General features: G+C 71.7%; 15 protein-coding genes, 1 pseudogene and 2 riboswitches. Of the genes and pseudogenes, 8 read left to right on the plus strand and 8 right to left on the minus strand.

What is annotated here, in order from left to right; all coding sequences use genetic code 11:
* Nucleotides 1–228 precede the first annotated feature (228 nt).
* Entirely contained in the window at nucleotides 229–2,427 is a 2,199-nt protein-coding gene (locus tag AB0H93_RS03705) for an AAA family ATPase (RefSeq protein ID WP_358566925.1), read from the plus strand.
* Nucleotides 2,428–2,500: 73 nt separating this feature from the next.
* Here the strand turns inward: AB0H93_RS03705 and AB0H93_RS03710 are convergent, their stop codons facing one another.
* Nucleotides 2,501–3,142, minus strand: coding sequence for a LytR C-terminal domain-containing protein (locus tag AB0H93_RS03710; protein WP_358566928.1), 642 nt, complete (start codon nucleotides 3,140–3,142; stop codon nucleotides 2,501–2,503).
* Entirely contained in the window at nucleotides 3,142–3,453 is a 312-nt protein-coding gene (locus tag AB0H93_RS03715) for a DUF3263 domain-containing protein (RefSeq protein ID WP_358568423.1), read from the minus strand. Before AB0H93_RS03715 ends, AB0H93_RS03710 begins: the two co-directional genes overlap by 1 nt.
* A gap of 310 nt (nucleotides 3,454–3,763) precedes the next feature.
* Between AB0H93_RS03715 and AB0H93_RS03720 the strand changes: the two genes are divergently transcribed.
* Nucleotides 3,764–4,345 (plus strand): peptide deformylase, encoded by a 582-nt coding sequence (locus AB0H93_RS03720; protein ID WP_358566931.1) that lies wholly within the window; start codon nucleotides 3,764–3,766, stop codon nucleotides 4,343–4,345.
* Here the strand turns inward: AB0H93_RS03720 and AB0H93_RS03725 are convergent, their stop codons facing one another.
* Nucleotides 4,346–5,002, minus strand: a complete 657-nt coding sequence (locus AB0H93_RS03725; RefSeq protein ID WP_358566934.1) for a Uma2 family endonuclease — start codon at nucleotides 5,000–5,002, stop codon at nucleotides 4,346–4,348.
* Between the two features lie 86 nt (nucleotides 5,003–5,088).
* Nucleotides 5,089–5,210, plus strand: a riboswitch (TPP riboswitch).
* Between AB0H93_RS03725 and thiC the strand changes: the two genes are divergently transcribed.
* From thiC to AB0H93_RS03750, 5 genes are all read left to right on the plus strand, one after another.
* Complete coding sequence (thiC, locus tag AB0H93_RS03730) at nucleotides 5,198–6,847, plus strand: phosphomethylpyrimidine synthase ThiC (protein WP_358566937.1); 1,650 nt, start codon at nucleotides 5,198–5,200, stop codon at nucleotides 6,845–6,847. (Overlaps the previous riboswitch by 13 nt.)
* A gap of 143 nt (nucleotides 6,848–6,990) precedes the next feature.
* Nucleotides 6,991–7,857, plus strand: coding sequence for a bifunctional hydroxymethylpyrimidine kinase/phosphomethylpyrimidine kinase (gene thiD / locus AB0H93_RS03735; RefSeq protein WP_358566940.1), 867 nt, complete (start codon nucleotides 6,991–6,993; stop codon nucleotides 7,855–7,857).
* 145 nt (nucleotides 7,858–8,002) lie between these two features.
* Nucleotides 8,003–10,015: an FUSC family protein gene (locus AB0H93_RS03740; RefSeq protein ID WP_358566942.1), complete on the plus strand. Its 2,013-nt coding sequence runs from the start codon at nucleotides 8,003–8,005 to the stop codon at nucleotides 10,013–10,015.
* A 194-nt stretch (nucleotides 10,016–10,209) separates the two neighbouring features.
* Nucleotides 10,210–10,662 carry a hypothetical protein gene (locus AB0H93_RS03745; protein WP_358566945.1) on the plus strand — a complete coding sequence of 151 codons (453 nt, stop codon included), beginning with the start codon at nucleotides 10,210–10,212 and terminating at the stop codon, nucleotides 10,660–10,662.
* A complete protein-coding gene (locus tag AB0H93_RS03750; RefSeq protein WP_358566948.1) occupies nucleotides 10,649–11,170 on the plus strand; it encodes a DUF3995 domain-containing protein in 522 nt (173 codons plus the stop codon). The genes AB0H93_RS03745 and AB0H93_RS03750 overlap by 14 nt, the downstream gene beginning before the upstream one ends.
* A 21-nt stretch (nucleotides 11,171–11,191) precedes the next feature.
* Here AB0H93_RS03750 and AB0H93_RS03755 read toward each other — a convergent pair whose 3' ends face one another.
* The 3 genes and pseudogenes from AB0H93_RS03755 to thiO all read right to left on the minus strand — a co-directional run.
* Complete coding sequence (locus AB0H93_RS03755) at nucleotides 11,192–11,956, minus strand: thiazole synthase (protein WP_132487127.1); 765 nt, start codon at nucleotides 11,954–11,956, stop codon at nucleotides 11,192–11,194.
* Between the two features lie 90 nt (nucleotides 11,957–12,046).
* Entirely contained in the window at nucleotides 12,047–12,247 is a 201-nt protein-coding gene (gene thiS, locus AB0H93_RS03760; RefSeq protein ID WP_358566952.1) for a sulfur carrier protein ThiS, read from the minus strand.
* Nucleotides 12,235–13,365, minus strand: a pseudogene (thiO, locus tag AB0H93_RS03765) (glycine oxidase ThiO); the annotation flags it as partial. The pseudogene thiO and the gene thiS, both read right to left, overlap by 13 nt.
* A riboswitch (TPP riboswitch) is annotated at nucleotides 13,353–13,458 on the minus strand. Its footprint overlaps the pseudogene before it by 13 nt.
* A gap of 331 nt (nucleotides 13,459–13,789) precedes the next feature.
* On the opposite strand from thiO, the gene thiE reads away from it, so the two are divergent.
* Nucleotides 13,790–14,461, plus strand: a complete 672-nt coding sequence (gene thiE, locus AB0H93_RS03770; protein WP_358566955.1) for a thiamine phosphate synthase — start codon at nucleotides 13,790–13,792, stop codon at nucleotides 14,459–14,461.
* Between the two features lie 76 nt (nucleotides 14,462–14,537).
* Here the strand turns inward: thiE and AB0H93_RS03775 are convergent, their stop codons facing one another.
* A complete protein-coding gene (locus AB0H93_RS03775; RefSeq protein WP_358566958.1) occupies nucleotides 14,538–15,665 on the minus strand; it encodes a S1 family peptidase in 1,128 nt (375 codons plus the stop codon).
* Nucleotides 15,666–15,824: 159 nt separating this feature from the next.
* Entirely contained in the window at nucleotides 15,825–16,757 is a 933-nt protein-coding gene (locus AB0H93_RS03780; protein WP_358566961.1) for a hypothetical protein, read from the minus strand.
* Nucleotides 16,758–16,874: the final 117 nt, after the last annotated feature.

The following is a 16,874-nucleotide window of genomic DNA, read 5'->3' on the forward strand; positions in this document are numbered from 1 at the left end:
GAACATCTGCCGGGAAGTCTCGAGATGGAAATCGAAGGTCCGATTTCCATTGAAATTGCGGAAGTTGTCCACAGGCACCCCCGGGTTGCCCACATCCTTCGGCGTGTCCGGGGCACGACACACCGGTGGACCCGCAGTTTCAATTGAAACTGCGGGTTCACCTTCCTCCGGGCCCTGCGCCGGGCGTTGGAGGCGTCGGTGCCGGGTCGGCGCGGTTAAGCTCGCGGCGTGCCGTCGATAACGCTGACCGCTCGACTCTCCCCGTCCGCCAAGGACACCCGGCGCGGCGTCGTTCGCCTGCATCCCGAGGTGCTCGACGCCCTGGGGTTGCGGCCGTGGAACGCCGTGCAGCTGACCGGCGCCCGGGTCACCGTGGCGCTGGCCGCCGCGGCCGCGCCCGGCAGTCCGACCGGGGTGCTGCTGCTCGACGACGTGGCGTTGATGAACCTCGGCCTCACCGAAGGCGCCGAGGTGGGCGTCGCGCCCGTGCAGGTCGCCGCCGCGAAGCGGGTGAACATCGCGGGTTCGCAGCTCGCCCGCGCCACCGTCGCTCCCGAGACCGTGCGGATGGCGTTGACCGGCAAGGTCTTCGGGACCGGCGACACCGTGTCGCTGCTGCCCCAGGACGTCGCGCCGGCGACCACCGCGAACGCCGGCGAGGTGCGCCGGAAGCTCTCCGCCGCCATCGGCATGACCTGGACCAACGAGCTGATCACCATCGCCGCCACCGAACCTCCCGGCGCGGTGGCCGTGCAACCGTCCACAGTGGTCGAATGGCGGGACGGCGCCGCACCGGCGGACTCCCCCGCCGCGCCGGCCGCGCCGCAACCGGCGCCGGTCGAACCGGCCGAGCACGCGGTCCCGGTCGCCGACCTGGTCGGCTCCCGCGACACCGCGAAGCGGCTCACCGAATGGCTGCGGCTGGCGTTCGAGCAGCCCGAGCTGCTGCGCCGCCTCGGCGCCGAACCGCACCTCGGCGTGCTGCTCAGCGGCCCGGCCGGCGTCGGCAAGGCCACCCTCGCCCGCGCCGTGACGAGCACGATCGGCGCGGAGCTCGTCGAGGTCGCGGCGCCCAGCGTCGCGGCGCTCGAACCACGCACCGCCGCCCAACGCCTCCAGGACGCGATCAACCGCGCCACCAGCGCAACCGGCAACTGCGTGCTGCTGCTGACCGACGTCGAGAGCCTCCTGCCGGGCACCGAGCCGCCGCCGCTGGCGACCGTGGCGCTCGACGCGATCCGCGGCGCGATCGGCACCGACCGGCTCGCCGTCGTCGTCACCAGCTCGCAGCCGCAGGCGATCGACCCCAGGCTGCGGGAGCCGGGCCTGGTGGACCGGGAGCTCATCCTCGGCCTGCCCGACGACGCCACCCGTGCGGATCTGCTGCGCGTGCTGCTGCGCAACGCGCCGCTGGCCGAGGACGTGCAGCTCGCCGAGGTCGCCGAACACGCCCCGGGGTTCGTCGTCGCCGACCTGGTGGCGCTGTGCCGGGAAGCGGCGGTCGGCGCGGCGTTGCGGCACCAGGACGACACCGCCGATCCCCGCATCCGGCAGCAGGACCTCGTCGACGCGCTGGCCTCGGTCCGCCCCATTTCGATGTCCACATCGGACAACCTGCAGACCGGCGGGCTGACGCTGGACGACGTCGGCGACATGACCGAGGTGAAGCAGGCCCTCACCGAGACGGTGCTCTGGCCGCTGCAGTATCCGGATTCGTTCACCCGGCTCGGCGTCGAGCCGCCGCGCGGCGTGCTGCTGTACGGGCCGCCGGGCTGCGGCAAGACGTTCCTGGTGCGCGCGCTGGCCGGCAGCGGGCGGCTGAACGTGCTCGTGGTCAAGGGCGCGGAGCTGATGGACAAGTGGGTCGGCGAGTCCGAGCGGGCGGTCCGCGAGCTGTTCCTGCGGGCCGCCAACGCGGCCCCGACGCTGGTGTTCCTCGACGAGGTGGACGCGCTGGCGCCGCGCCGCGGCCAGTCCTCGGACTCCGGCGTGGCCGACCGGGTGGTCGCGGCGCTGCTGACCGAGCTCGACGGCGTGGAGCCGATGCGCGACGTGGTCGTCCTCGGCGCGACGAACCGCCCCGAGCTGGTCGATCCGGCCCTGCTCCGCCCCGGGCGCCTGGAGCGCCTCGTCTACGTCCCGCCGCCGGACGCGGAGGCCCGCGAGGCGATCCTGCGCGCGGCGGCGAAGAACACCCCCTTGGCGTCCGATGTGGACCTTGCCGCCCTGGCCGCCGAGCTGGGCGGCTACTCCGCCGCCGACTGCGCGGCCCTGATCCGCGAGGCGGCCCTGACGGCGATGCGCGAATCCCTTTCCGCGGCGGAGGTTTCGGCCACGCACCTCGCGACGGCCCGGAAGGCGGTCCGGCCCTCCCTCGACCCGGCCCAGCTCGCGTCCCTGGAGGCCTACGCCACCAACCGCGCCTGACCGCACGACTTCGCGTCACCCAGGGCAGCGCGATTCCTCGCGAAACTGCGCCGTCCCCGGGTGACGCGGCGGGTCACTTGGCGGCTACCGCGCCCTTGTAGTCGTTGGTGATGATGGCGATCAGGCCCGGCGTCGCGTCCTGGATGCCGTCGAAGCGGGCCTCGGCGCGCGCCCCGAAGTGGGCCGCCATGTCCTTCGCCTGCTGCTCCTCGACCGTGCCCGGCCGGAAGTAGATCGTCGTGGTGGGAATGCGCCCCGCCGAGTAGTTGCCGACCTCCGGAACCTCGTAACCGGTGCCCCGGAAGTCCTCCGCGGCGCGGTGCGCCAGCCCGGCGATCGTGCTGTTGTTGTAGACCCGCACCAGGATCTTGCCCGTCGCGTTGCCGGAACCGACCGGCACGTCCTGGTTCTGGTTGCCCTGCGGCGGCGCCGGAGGCGGAGTGTCCTGTGTGGCCGGTGGCGGCGCGACCGGCGGTGTGACCGGCGTCGTGCCGGCGGGCGGCACCGCGGAGGACTCGGCGGGCGGGTTCTGCGCCAGCGAGGTGATCGGCGGGTTGTTGCCCGGTTCCGGGGGCAGCGGTCGGGCCGTGTTCGACGTGCTACCGCCGGAAACCAGCGTGGTGATGCCGATGACGCCCGCGATCGCACCGACGCCGATCAGGCCGAAGCCGATGATCTTGGCCTTGGCCGGTCCGGTGGGTTCCCCTGAAGCCATCAGTGCAACTCGATTCCCAGTCGTTGGGCGGCCCGTGCGCGCTGCCGTCCCGCCCGTGCCTTGCGCAGCCGCTTGATCAGCATAGGGTCTGCCCGCTCGGCGACCGGACTGTCCAGCAACGCGTTCAGCAGTTGGTAGTACCGCGAGGGCGACATGTCGAACAGCTCGCGGACCGCGAGCTCCTTCTTCACGCCTTCCCGCTTCCACCACTGCGACTCGAAGGCCAGGATGCCCCGCTCCCGGACGGTGAGCTCGCCGTCCGGCGGCAAGGGCTGGGGCGGCACCGGCGGCGGCTCGACGATCCGCTCGATCGGCTGGGTGATCGGCTCGGCGAGGCGCAACCGCCGACCGGGTGCCGGATCGGATTTCGGCTTCCGCTGTTGCAGGCGCGCCAGCTGCTCGCATTGACGAGCGATCTCCTGCGCGGTCAGCATTTGGGCGGCGTCCATCTGGCTCCTCGCCTCGCGATTCGGGACTTCCCGCGTTCGCCGGAATCACACAGCTGTCATTCCACCTCAATTACACCATGCCCGGAATCCCGGCGGGAGCGGATCACACCGGTGAGCACCGGCCCCGGAACACCCCGACGCCCCGACTGCCCAAACCGCTAAAGTCCCGCTCATGGCTGTTCACCCGATCTGCGTCGTCGGCGACCCGGTGCTGCACAACCCCACCCGTCCGGTGGAGCACTTCGACGACGAGCTGCGCACCCTCGTCGAGGACATGTTCGAGACGATGGCCGCCGCCAACGGGGTCGGGCTCGCGGCCAACCAGATCGGCGTCGACCTGCGGGTGTTCGTCTACGACTGCCCCGACGACGAGGGGGTCCAGCACCGCGGCGTGGTGGTCAACCCCGAGCTGACCACCTCCGAGATCCCGCAGACCATGCCGGACCCGGACGACGACTGGGAAGGCTGCCTGTCGGTGCCCGGCGAGTCCTACCCGACCGGCCGGGCGAGCCGGGCGAAGGTCACCGGGTCCGATGTGGACGGAAAGCCGATCGAGGTCGAGGGGACCGGTTTCTTCGCCCGCTGCCTGCAGCACGAGACCGACCACCTGGACGGCCACCTCTACCTGGACCGCCTGATGGGCCGCCACGCCCGGGCGGCGAAGAAGATGGTCCGCCGCAACGGCTGGGGAATCCCCGGCCTGACCTGGGACCCGGCGGAATCCGGCGACCCCTTCGCCGAAGACGAGGACTGATCAGAATTCCTTGGTTTCCAAGGTGAAGTCGAACGGCTCGGGCAAGGCGATCGGTTCACCGAATGGCACTTTGTGCTGAAATCGGTACCGCCCGCCGGAGGGCCCGGAGTACAGCGTCACCGAAGGTTCGTCCTTCGCGAAACGATCGATCAGCAGGAACAGTGGCACACCACCATGCGCATATCCCCACAGCTTCTCGTTCCGGTCCCTGTTCGCATTTGACTTCGACGTGATCTCGACGGCGAGCAACGCCCGCCCCGCGGGCACCGGAGCGGGATCGTCGTCCGATGGCAACGCATCCATCGGAATGACGACCAAGTCCGGGGTGAAGAGATTGCTCCGCAATGGGATCTCGACAGCAGCAGTTTGAAAGATTCCCCAGTCCTGCGGAATCACGCGAGCGAGAGCACGATGCACTCGGTCGGCGATCACATTGTGGCCATATCCCGGCGGCGGGGTCATGACGATGCTCTCCTCGATGATCTCCGCGCGCCAGCCCTTGTTGGGCAGATCCAGGCTCTGCCAGACCTGAACCAGTTCGTCCCACGTCGAACGCGGGAGCACCGGAGCGGCAGTCACAGCGCGGTCACCTCCTGTATCGATGTCGTCACGCACCGTACTCACCACCCCCGACAACACTGTGATCGCCCTGGTCATGAGCCTAATGGCAAACCGGCCTGCCGTCATCGGGGTGAACCGGGGTTGGCAGCCCGCGGTCTCCCGGCTAGCCTCGGGCAGCGACAAATCAACACCGCGGGAGCTCGCACCAAGAGCGGGCTGAGAGGGCGGCTGGAGAACTCCGGGGCCGCCGACCGCATGAACCTGACCGGGTAATGCCGGCGTAGGGAGTGGATGGCAGTGGCCGACGTGCGTCCGAACGCGTCCGAAAGCGGAACCCAGATCACCACCGGGCCGATCAGCGGCTCGCGAAAGGCGTTCCGGAACACCGAATCCGGCCTGCAAGTGCCATTCCGCCGCATCGAGTTGACCAACGGCGAGCACCTCGACGTGTACGACACCTCCGGGCCGTACACCGACGAGAACGCCACCGTCGACGTCCACAGTGGACTTCATCGGATGCGGGCGGGGTGGACCGACGGGCGGGAGCACCGGACCCAGCTCGGCTGGGCCAGGGCCGGCGTGATCACGCGGGAGATGGAGTACATCGCCGTCCGCGAGGGCGTGTCGCCCGAGCTGGTCCGCGACGAGGTGGCCGCGGGCCGGGCCGTGATCCCGGCCAACCGCTGCCACCCGGAGAGCGAGCCGATGATCATCGGCAAGAAGTTCCTGGTGAAGGTCAACGCCAACATCGGCAACTCCGCGGTGACCTCCTCGGTCGAGGAGGAGGTGGAGAAGATGGTGTGGGCGACCCGCTGGGGCGGCGACACCGTCATGGACCTGTCCACCGGCAAGCGGATCCACGAGACCCGCGAGCGGATCCTGCGCAACTCCCCGGTGCCGATCGGCACCGTGCCGATCTACCAGGCGCTGGAGAAGGTCAACGGCGATCCGGCCGCGCTGACCTGGGAGATCTACCGCGACACCGTCATCGAGCAGTGCGAGCAGGGCGTGGACTACATGACCGTGCACGCCGGCGTGCTGCTGCGCTACGTGCCGCTGACCGCGAACCGGGTCACCGGCATCGTGTCCCGCGGCGGCTCGATCATGGCCGCGTGGTGCCTGGCGCACCACCGCGAGAGCTTCCTCTACACGCACTTCAGCGAGCTCTGCGAGATCCTGCGCGACTACGACGTCACGTTCTCCCTCGGCGACGGCCTGCGGCCGGGCTCCATCGCGGACGCCAACGACCGCGCGCAGTTCGCCGAGCTGGAGACCCTCGGTGAGCTCACGCACATCGCCCGCGAGCACGACGTGCAGGTGATGATCGAGGGCCCGGGCCACGTCCCGATGCACAAGATCGTCGAGAACGTGCGCCTGGAGGAGGAGCTCTGCGGCGAGGCGCCGTTCTACACGCTCGGGCCGCTGACCACCGACATCGCCCCTGCCTACGACCACATCACGTCCGGGATCGGCGCGGCGATGATCGCCCAGGCGGGCACCGCGATGCTCTGCTACGTCACGCCCAAGGAGCACCTGGGGCTGCCGAACCGGGACGACGTCAAGACCGGCGTGATCACCTACAAGATCGCCGCGCACGCCGCCGACCTGGCCAAGGGGCACCCGCGGGCGCAGGAGCGGGACGACGCGCTGTCCAAGGCGCGGTTCGAGTTCCGCTGGACCGACCAGTTCAACCTGTCGCTGGACCCGGACACCGCGCGCGCCTTCCACGACGAGACGCTGCCCGCCGAACCGGCCAAGACGGCGCACTTCTGCTCCATGTGCGGGCCGAAGTTCTGCTCGATGAAGATCACCCAGGACGTCCGGAAGTTCGCCGTGGAACGCGGCCTGACCAGCGTCGAGGCGATCGAGGCCGGGATGCAGGAGAAGTCCGACGAGTTCGCCGGGGCCGGCGGCAAGGTCTACCTCCCGCTGGCCGACTAGACCGGAGCACCGTTTCCGCAGGTCACCGCCCGTGAGCGGTTTGGGGTGCCATAACACCCCAACCCGCTCACGGCATCTGACCTGCGGAAACGCCGCTTCGTACCCTGGAAGATCGGTAGGAGCGGGGCCGTAACATGAAGTGGATGCACGAGATCTCGGCCGGGCACGAACGTCGGCCCGCGAACAACACCGCTCCCCCGACCGCGCTGACCATCGCCGGGTCGGACTCCGGCGGCAGCGCCGGGATGCACGCGGACCTGCGCACCTTCTTCGCCTGCGGCGTGCACGGCATGACCGCGGTCACCGCCGTGACGGTGCAGAACACCGTCGGCGTCACCGGGCTGGTCGAGATCCCGCCGGAGACCGTGGCCGCGCAGGTCGACGCGGTCGCCTCGGACATCGGCGTGGACGCGGCCAAGACCGGGGTGCTCGCCTCGGCCGCCACCATCGAGGCAGTGCTGGACGTCTGCGACGAGCACGGCATCGGCCGCGGCGGTCGCACTCCGTTCGTCGTGGACCCGGTCGCCGCCTCCCGCAGCGGCGAGCCGCTGCTGCGCCCGGACGCCCTGGACGCCCTGCGCCACAAGGCCTTCCCGCGCGCGACGCTGGTCACGCCGAACCTCGACGAGGTGCGGCTGCTGACCGGCATCGACACGCGCACCCGCGCGGACCTGCTGGACGCCGCGAAGGCCGTCTTCGACTTCGGCCCGCAGTGGGTGCTGATCAAGAGCGGCCACCTGGCCGACGACCCGGAGTGCATCGACCTGCTCTTCGACGGCAACGAGGCGATCCCGCTGCCCGGACCCCGCTACGCGACGGTGCACACCCACGGCGCCGGCGACGTGTTCGCCTCGGCGATCACGGCCGCCCTGGCGAAGGGCGCTTCGATGCCGGACGCGGTGCGCAGCGGCAAGCGGTTCGTCACGCGCAGCGTCTCGGACGCCTACCCGCTCGGCGCCGGGGTCGGGCCGGTGTCGACGTTCTGGCGCATCAGCCCCCGGTCCATCTGACCCCCCAACCAGGCCCCTAATAGAGTGATTTTCGTCCCGGATCTGTAACCCGAATGGCGTGCCCGATCGACACAGGGGTTGAGAAGCGCGTAATTCCCGAGATCGTGGGCCAGCGGCGGTCCGCGGTCTGCTGCGCGCTGCGCGCATGACGACGACAGGGGTTTGCAACAGCGTGGCTAAATCGGTGTGGACGCGAGTGCGGGGACTGCTGGCCACCGAGGCCGGGGCGCCGGATCCCCGGCAGCGCCAGTACGCGGTGCTGGTGCTCGTCGCCGTGGTGGCCGGCACCGCCATCGGCTGGATCTTCGGCCTGCAGACCCCGGCGCTGATCGCCGGCCTGACCGCGGTGCTCGCGCTGATCGCCACCGGTGGCCAGTCGCTGCGCTCGGACCTGCAGCGGTTCGTCTGGTTCACCCCGGCGCTGGTGCTCGTGATGACCGTCGGCCCGCTGCTGAGCAACATCCCGGTGCTGGCCGGGCTCGCGGTGGCGGTGGTGGTCTTCGGCGCCGGCATGCTGCCCGCGCTGGGCGAGCACTACCGCATCGGCGGGCAGACCTTCGCCGCGGCGACGCTGGTGTCCACCACCACCGGCATCGGTTCCGACCAGCCGGTGCTGGTGCTGCTGGCGGCGAGCGCCGCGGGCGCGGCGTTCGCGCTGGTGCTGCGGGTGATCATCGGCCTCGGCGATCCGACCAGGGCCACCCGCGTGGCGGTCGCGAGGACGCTGCTCGAACCCGGGCCGGGCGTCGTCGAATCCGCCGCCGCCGCGTGGCGCGCCGACGGGTCCAGCACCTGGCTCGGTCAGGTGCTCGCCGGGGCGGCCCGCTTCCGCGCAGCTCGGGAGACCCTGCTCGTGCAGGCCCAGCAGAGCGACCGGGCCGAAGCCGCGCGCCTGGAGAAGATCGTCGCGGAGGCCGACCAGGTCGCCGCCGAGCTCGCCCGGGCGGTGCGCTCCCGCGCCTGCACCGGACTGCCCGCGGCGGCCCGCCGCGACCCGGCGATGGCGGTCGTGGCGCGCGGCGGACGGCAGGACCTGCCGGACGCGGTGCAGGGCCTCAACCAGGGGCTGGACCGGATCCGCGGTGCCGTGGTGCGGCGTGTCGAGACGCCGCTGCCGCCGCCGGCCCCCGGCGCGCGCCGCGAGCGCGTGCTCGGCGCGATCCGCGCGCACCTCTCGTTCCGCTCGTCGCTGTTCCGGCACGCGCTGCGCTGCACCCTCGCCGTCGCCTTCGGCATGGTGATCGTCCTGCTGCTGCGCGACCCCTCGGCGTCGAGCCTGCTGCTCGCGCTCTACGTGGTGCTGCAGCCCGCGGCCCGCGACAGCATGACCGGCGCTCTGGAGCGCACCGGCGGCGCGGTGCTGGGCGTGACCGCGCTGGCCGTGCTGATCACCCTGCTGCCGGGGGCGTTCTTGCTGGTGCCGCTGGTGATCGGCGGCATGCTGCTGAGCATGCCGCGGCTGCGCACCGACTACCAGGCGCTGCTCGGTTGCCTGATCGTCGTGACCGTCGTCGACCAGGCGATGCGGCTGGACCGGCCGCTGGTGAACGTGGGGATCAGCTTCGCGGCGAACACGGCGGTCGGCGCGGCGATCGCGCTGAGCGTCGGCTACGTCAGCTACCTGGTGCTGCCCAGCAGCATCCTGCCCGATGTGCGCGGCGCGGTGCGGTCGACGGTGTGGGCGGTGTCCGAGCTGCTGCGCAGCGTGCGGGCGGCCGGGCAGGGCGTCGATCTGCCAGCGGCGTTGCAGGCCGCGAACGTGCTCGCGCTGCGGCGCACCCAGGACCTGCTGGGCATGCCCGCGCTGCTCGACGGGACCGGCGAGGAGACCGACGACGACCGGGCGACGCGCGCGGCGGCGATCGCGCTCGACGCGTTGCGCCAGGACGTCGCGACGCTCGCGTTCCGGCCGGAGTCCGAGCAGGCGATCGCGGTGCCGGCGCTGCGCGCGGTGGACGACCTGCTGGGCGGCAAGCCGACGGCGAAGATCCCGGACGTGCCCGAGGGCAGCGCCCCGGCGACGGAGCTGCTGGCGAGCTCGCTGGTGGAGAACGCCCTGCACGCCCGCCAGGCGATCGACCGGACCTTCGGTTACGACAACCCGTGGAAGAGCTACACGATCAGCTTCGTCCGCCCCGAACGCCTCCACATCCGCTGACCTCTCCGGCGAGCACCGAAGCCGGAAAGGTTCGACGTTTTCGCTGGTAACGGGGCCTGCAGTTACGCACTTCCGGGGCCGGGCATCAGCGTTGCCGGAAGCCCGGCGCGCTGCCGGTGACTCCCTCCTGCGGGGGAGGAATCTCCAGCCGCAGCGGGAGTTCTTCGCAGCGGGACGTGCTTATCGTCGCTCGCATGGTTGATTCTGTTGTACCGCGGCGCTGGCCTGGTTCAGCGGTGGCGGTGCTGCTCTTCGGTTATGCCGCGGGGAAGGCCGTTTTCGCATCGCAGGGCCGACTCGGATTCCCGGGCGGGCCGACCGTGCCGGAGGCCGTCCAAGAGGGCTACTTCATGGATGCCGCCGGTGCGCAGTGGCTGGCCAGCGCGACCGGGGTCGTGGGCGCGTGCGTGGCCCTCGCGACGGTGACTCCGCTGGGGCGTCGCGTGCCCAGGTCGTTGATGCTGCTGGTGCTGGCCGGGATGCTGCTGGCCGTCGGCGCCGGCGCGGCGATCATGATCGTGGACGGCTTCATCGGCATCGGGGTGGGCTGGCAGTGGTACCACGGGGTCCTCGGGATCGTCGTGATCGGGCTGCTCGTGGCGATGATCCAGTCCTACGCGAAGGCGACGAAGCATGTCGTGGGCTGACCGGACGCGGGCGGGCGCGTACGGGGCGGCGGCCTGCGCCGCGGCCTACGGGTCGATGAAGCTGGCGCAGGCGCTGGGGGCCAATGCGCTGGCCGACAAGGACCCGCTGCGGCCGGACCTGCGCGAACGATTGCTCGCCCGCGATCCATTGTTCGTGGCGAGCCACTGGGTGCTGGCCGCTGCCGCGGTGGTCGGCATCGTCGTCGCGCTGGCCACCACCCGGCCCTGGCGCGCGCCCCTCCCGCGCCGGCTGCTGCTGACGATCGCCTGGACGCTCGGGATCCTCATGATCGTCCGGTCGATCGGTCCGCTGGGCTTCGGCTTCGTCTCCGACACGTTGGTCCTCACCGGGATCGACGTGCCGCCGCCCGAGCACGCCGCTCTGGCCCGCGACCTGGCGCTCTGGGACCTGCTGCTGTGGTCGCCGTTCTTCTTGCTCTGGGGCGCGTGCTGGACATTGGCCGGCTGGCGGCTGAGCATGGACCGCCCGGCCCCGACGGTCCACTGAGGACTCGTCGGGGCGGTCGGCTCACTCCAGGGGACGGCCGGGGCTGGACGCCTGCGCCCAGAAGCGCTTGGGGATCCGGCCCGCCAGGGCCGCGAGGCGGCCTCCCTCGACCGCCGCCCGCATCGCGGCCGCCATGCGCTCCGGGTCCTGGGCCCGGGTGACCGCCGTGGCCAGCAGCACCGCCGAGCAGCCGAGCTCCATCGCCAGCGCCGCGTCCGAGGCCGTGCCGATGCCCGCGTCCAGCACGATCGGCACCGACGCGCGGGAGACGATCATCTCGATGTTGTGCGGGTTCCGGATGCCCAAGCCGGTGCCGATCGGCGAGCCGAGCGGCATCACCGCGGCGCAGCCGGTCTCCTCCAGCTTCAGCGCCAGCACCGGGTCGTCGTTGGTGTAGGCCAGCACCACGAAGCCCTGGTCGACCAGTTGTTCCGCGGCGTCGAGCAGCTCCACCGGGTCGGGCAGCAGGGTGTCCTCGTCGGCGACGACCTCCAGCTTGACCCAGTTCGTCTCCAGCGCCTCCCGCGCCAGCTGCGCGGTCAGCACGGCCTCCGCCGCGGTCCGGCAGCCCGCCGTGTTCGGCAGCGCTTCGATGCCGAGCTTGCGCAGCAGGTCGAGCACCCCGGTGCCGCCGCCGGCGTCGGCGCGGCGCATCGCCACGGTCGTCAGCTCGGTTCCGGACGCGATCAGCGCGCGCTCCAGGACCGCGAGGTTCGTCGCCCCTCCGGTCCCGGTGATCAGCCGCGAACCGAACTCGCGGCCGGCGATCACCAACGGGTCGTCCATGACTCTCCTAACAACGGGTCCACCGAATCCGGGTAGCGCGGGATCCGGTGTGCTTCTGTTGCCCCGCAAGGGGTTCGGGCCGGAGGGGCGTCAGCCGCCCTGCACTGCGGTGAGGACCTCGATCGCGGCATCGGGGCGCAGCGCGGTGCCCGGCCACAGGGCGCGCGGCACCACGGCGCCGTCCAGCGCCACGGCCACGCCCCGCTCGGGCACCCCGAACTCCCGCAGCACCGCCGCGAGCGTTGCGTCGGCGGCGACCTGCCGGGTCTCCCCGTTGATCACGACGTGCACTGGTGTCCTCCCCATCGGCTCGGATCGGCGGCCTTGATCTCGACAGCGGGTTCCTCGTCGCGCAGCAGCGCGAGCGCCGCCTCGACCGTCACCGGGGCGAGCAGGAAGCCGCCGCGGTGGTGCCCGGTGGCCGCCAGGACGCCGGGTTCCAGCCAGCCGAGCACCGGCAGGTTGTCGTCGGTGCTCGGGCGCAGCCCGGCCGCGGCCTCGACCAGCCGGTATTCGGCGATGCCCGGCATCAGCCGCTCGGCGTCGGCGATCAGGTCCCGCACCCCGCCCACGGTGACCTCGGTGTCGAACCCCACCTCGTACTGGGTGGCACCGAGCACCAGGCCGCCGTCGTCGCGCGGCACGAGGTAGGTCTGCCGCCCGCGCACCGGGCCGCGGATCGTCCGGCTCGGTGGCGGCAGCGCCGTGCTCCGCGCGCGCAGGCGGAGGATTTCGCCCTTCACCGGCCGAATCCGGTCCCGCAGCGCGGGATGCAGCGCGCCCGAATGCACGCCCGCCGAGATCACCGCGACATCGCAGTCCACAGTGGAATCTTCGAGCTCCACCGCGCCGGGCCGGACGTGCTTCGCGTTCGTCGCGACGAACTCGACGCCCGCCGCGGTCGCGGCCGCGCGCAACGCGGCCAGCGCGAGGCGGTTGTCGACCGCGAGATCGCCCGGCACTTCGAGCCCGCCGCGCACCGCCGGGCCCAGCGACGGTTCGAGCCGCCGCACCTCCCGGCCGGTCAGGCGGGTGACGGCGCGGCCGAGCCTGGCGAGGTACTCGGCCAGGTTGTCGAGCTCCGCGCGGTCCGCGCTGTCGACGCCGACGACCAGGGTTCCCTCGCAGCGCAGCCCCGAAGGCAGGCCCGAGGCCCGGGCGAGTTCGTCGGCGAACTCCGGCCAGAGCCGCAGCGACGCCGCGCCCAGTTCCAGCAGTTCCTCTTCGCCGGGCCACGCCTCGGCGAGCGGCGCCAGCATCCCGCCGGCCACGTTCGACGCCCCGGACGCCGGTTCGGCGTCGACGAGTTGCACATGATGCCCGGCAGCGGCTGCGCGCCACGCCACGGACATGCCGATCACGCCGCCGCCTACGACGACGACGCGTTTGTTCCGTTCTTCAGACACTCCACGCTCCCTGCGCCGGCATGACCCGGATCAGGTTCGACGGTCGGGGCCAACGCCCCCTCTCAGCCCGGCACCCGGGCTCCCGTGCTCACCGCCAACCACCGTACCCGCCGAGGATCGCCACGTCGTTACCTGTCTTGAACTCACTTTGCGTAGCGGTGCAGGTAGCGGAACCTCGGACGCCGCCTGGACTGTGGGAGCCCCGACACACGTATGCCCAATACGACGCGTCGGGGCTGTCCTCGCCAGACGACGCCCGAGAACCCGCGGCGGTGCGAGTTGCGAGGGTGGGCTAAGCGGCTGGCGCCGCTTCAAAGACAGGCGGTCGAGCAACTTTCACAAATTTCGGGCGCCGAGTGGGAACGCGCGCCGGTGCTCGCGTTCGCGCGGTCCGGCGGCCGCGTCGCGGGAGGCTACCCTGTGGGGCATGCCTGGATTGGACGGCTTCGGCATCCGCGCTCGCCTCGACGAGGCGCGGCTGTACCTGTGCACCGACGCGCGCGCCGAGCGCGGTGATCTCGCGGAGTTCGCGGACGCCGCCTTGGCCGGCGGGGTCGACATCATCCAGCTGCGGGACAAGAACCCGAACGGCGCCCCGCTGGAGGCCCGCCACGAGCTGGCGGCGCTGGAGGTGCTGGCCGAGGCGTGCCTGCGGCACGGCGCGCTGCTCGCGGTCAACGACCGCGCCGATGTCGCGATGGCCGCCGAGGCCGACATCCTGCACCTCGGGCAGGACGACCTGCCGGTGGAGATCGCCCGGCGCATCGTCGGCGAGCACGTCGCGATCGGCCGGTCGACGCACGACGTGGTGCAGGCGGACGCCGCCGCGACCGAGCCCGGCGTGGACTACTTCTGCACCGGCCCGGTGTGGACGACGCCGACCAAGCCGGGCCGCTCGGCGGCCGGGCTGGAGCTGGTGGAGCACGCCGCGGAGCACCGCGGCCACGGCCGGCCGTGGTTCGCGATCGGCGGCATCGGCCCGGACAACCTGGACCAGGCCCTCAAGGCCGGCGCGGAGCGGGTCGTCGTGGTCCGCGCGATCACGGAGGCCGAGGACCCGCGCGCCGCGGCCCGCGAGCTCCGCGTCCGCCTGCCGTAACTCTCGGCGGCGGAGCGATTTCGCCCCGGACGCGACGCAGCCCCCGGCCGGGTGCCGGGGGCCGGTCTGGTGGCGCTTACTGGGTGAGCAGGGTCAAGCCGTAGGCCTGCAGGATCTCGTTCACCGGCTGGAAGTAGGTCGTGCCGCCGGAGCTGCAGTTGCCCGAACCGCCGGAGGTCACGCCCTGGGCCTGGCTACCGGACAGCCAGGAGCCGCCCGAGTCGCCGGGCTCGGCGCAGACGTTGGTGCGGGTCAGGCCGGTCACCGTGCCCTGCGGGTACTGCACGGTCTGGTTCTTGGCCTGCACCGAACCGCAGTGCCAGCCAGTGGTGGAGCCGGAGCGGCAGATGGACGCGCCCACGGCGGACTCGCTGGAGCCCGCGACGCCGACGGTGCTGCCGTTGTACCGGTTCACCAGCGGGCGCGGGGTGTCGGCGGAGCCGACCCGGACCCAGCCGTAGTCGTTGCCCGGGAACGACGAGCCCTCGAACCGGCCGGTGGGCTGCGAAGTGGAGTCGCCGACGCTGCCGCAGTGCCCGGCGGTCACGAATCCGCCCTGCACCGAGAATCCGACGGAGCAGCGGGAGCCACTGCCGATGTAGTAGGCGTTGCCGCCGATGACATCGGCGTAGGTGCGGGGGTTCTCCAGCGATTCGGTGACGCGCACCGCATCCGTGATGACCCCGGAGGTGTGCACGAACCGCGCCGCGTCGGGGGCGGTGCCCGGCCTGGTGGTGACGACGACGGAGTTCACCTTGCCGTCGACGTACCAGCCGGAGACGCCCTTCGGGGCGATCGAGCTGCGCAGGTTGAGGCCTTCGACGACCCCGTTGAGCTGCTCGATGCTGTAGATGACGAGCTTCGGCTCGGCGCCGGCCGCGCGCACCTCGTCGAAGCGGGCCTGGTCGGTGACGCCGACGACGAGCTTGCCGAGCGCCGGGTCGAAGTAGGCGCCGCCGTAGGTGCTGCCCAGCGCGCCGCTCAGCCGCTCGTCGGCCTGGGCCGCAGCGGCTTCCTGGTCGAGCCGCTGGAGGGCCTGGTCCCGGTCCAGGCCGAAGTCGCGCTGCATCGCGTCGAGCAGGGTCGCCGCTTCTGCCGCGGGCGGCGCGGTTTCGGTCGCGGTGGCGGGCATGGTCAACGCGGCCACCGTTCCCGCCGCCAACATCACGGTCCCGGCCACCCGGGCCGCGAGTCTGCGCTTCATCTGATGTCTCCCTCTTCGTGAGCTGGATCTCATCGCCCCGTCGCCGATCCAGTATCAGAGGAGAACATCAGTCCCACATCCGCCTTTCGCCCCATTCGCCCAAAACGCCTCCTGCGCAACTCGATTGAGCTAGCGCAGGAGGCGTTTGGCCTGGATTTCCTATCCCCCAGAAGAAGACTGACGCGGCTCGCCGGTTTCGAGGGGCACCTCGAGGCGGCCCGACTCCGGCGCCTGGCTGGGCCGTTCGGCCGTGGTCGGCGCCTGCGTCGGCTGCTCCCGGGTGGGCGTCGGGGTTTCCGCGGTCGGCTGCACCGTCGGCTGCTGCGTCGGCGTCACCTCGGTCGTCGGCTGCGGCTGCTGGGTCGGGGTCTCCCGCGGCTTCGTCGGCTCGGCCGGGACGCTGGGCGCGCGCTGCTCGTCGCGGTGCAGCACCTGACCGAGCGTCGTGCCGCCGTCACCGCCGGAGAGCGGTTTTCCCGTCACTCCTTCGAATCCGGTGACGATCAGCATGCTCAGCGCGAACACCCCGGCGCAGCTCGCGGCCACCATCGCCCACCGGACGTGGCGCTTGCGCCGGTCCGCGACCGGCTTCGCGGGCTCGACGACCTCGGTCGCCTGCCCCGCCTCGGCCACGTTCAGCATGCGGGTCGCCGCGTCGGTGTCGATCTTCGCCGTGCGGTCCTCGTCCACGACGGTTTCCCCGCCCGGCCAATGCATTCCGGGCGCCAGGCGGATCCGCCGCGTCGCCTCGACGGTTTCATCCTTTTTGGACACATAGCGCGCGACGGTGGTCCGCCGGAGCTTCAGCGCCGAGGCCTTCGCGGCGGCGTGCACCGCCTTCTCCTTCGCGCTGTCGAACGACCGCTGGTAGAGCGCCCCACCCACGGTGATCACCACGCTCGTCAGCCCGGCACCGATCAAGGTGCCCGCCACGCCGAGCCGGGACCCCAGGAAGGCCGCCGTCACCGAGGCCAGCGCCGCGCCCGCGACCTGGGACGGTGCCAGGTCGATCTTCTTGGACTTCTTGGCCTCCTCGTCCGGCTCCTGCTCGTCCGACTCCTCTTGCCGCTTGACCTCTTCCTGCCTGCCCATCGCTCCCACGCTCTTGAACGCACTCTCCCTGAACGGTCCAACGGGCGAGCACGAGCGTTTTCTCCAGATCGTTGCCGAACCGTGAGGACTCCCACTTCGCGTAACGCGGCCGGCAAC

Origin of the sequence: Saccharopolyspora sp. NPDC050642 (assembly GCF_040654735.1) — a bacterium.
GTDB classification, from domain to species: Bacteria; Actinomycetota; Actinomycetes; order Mycobacteriales; family Pseudonocardiaceae; genus Saccharopolyspora; species Saccharopolyspora elongata.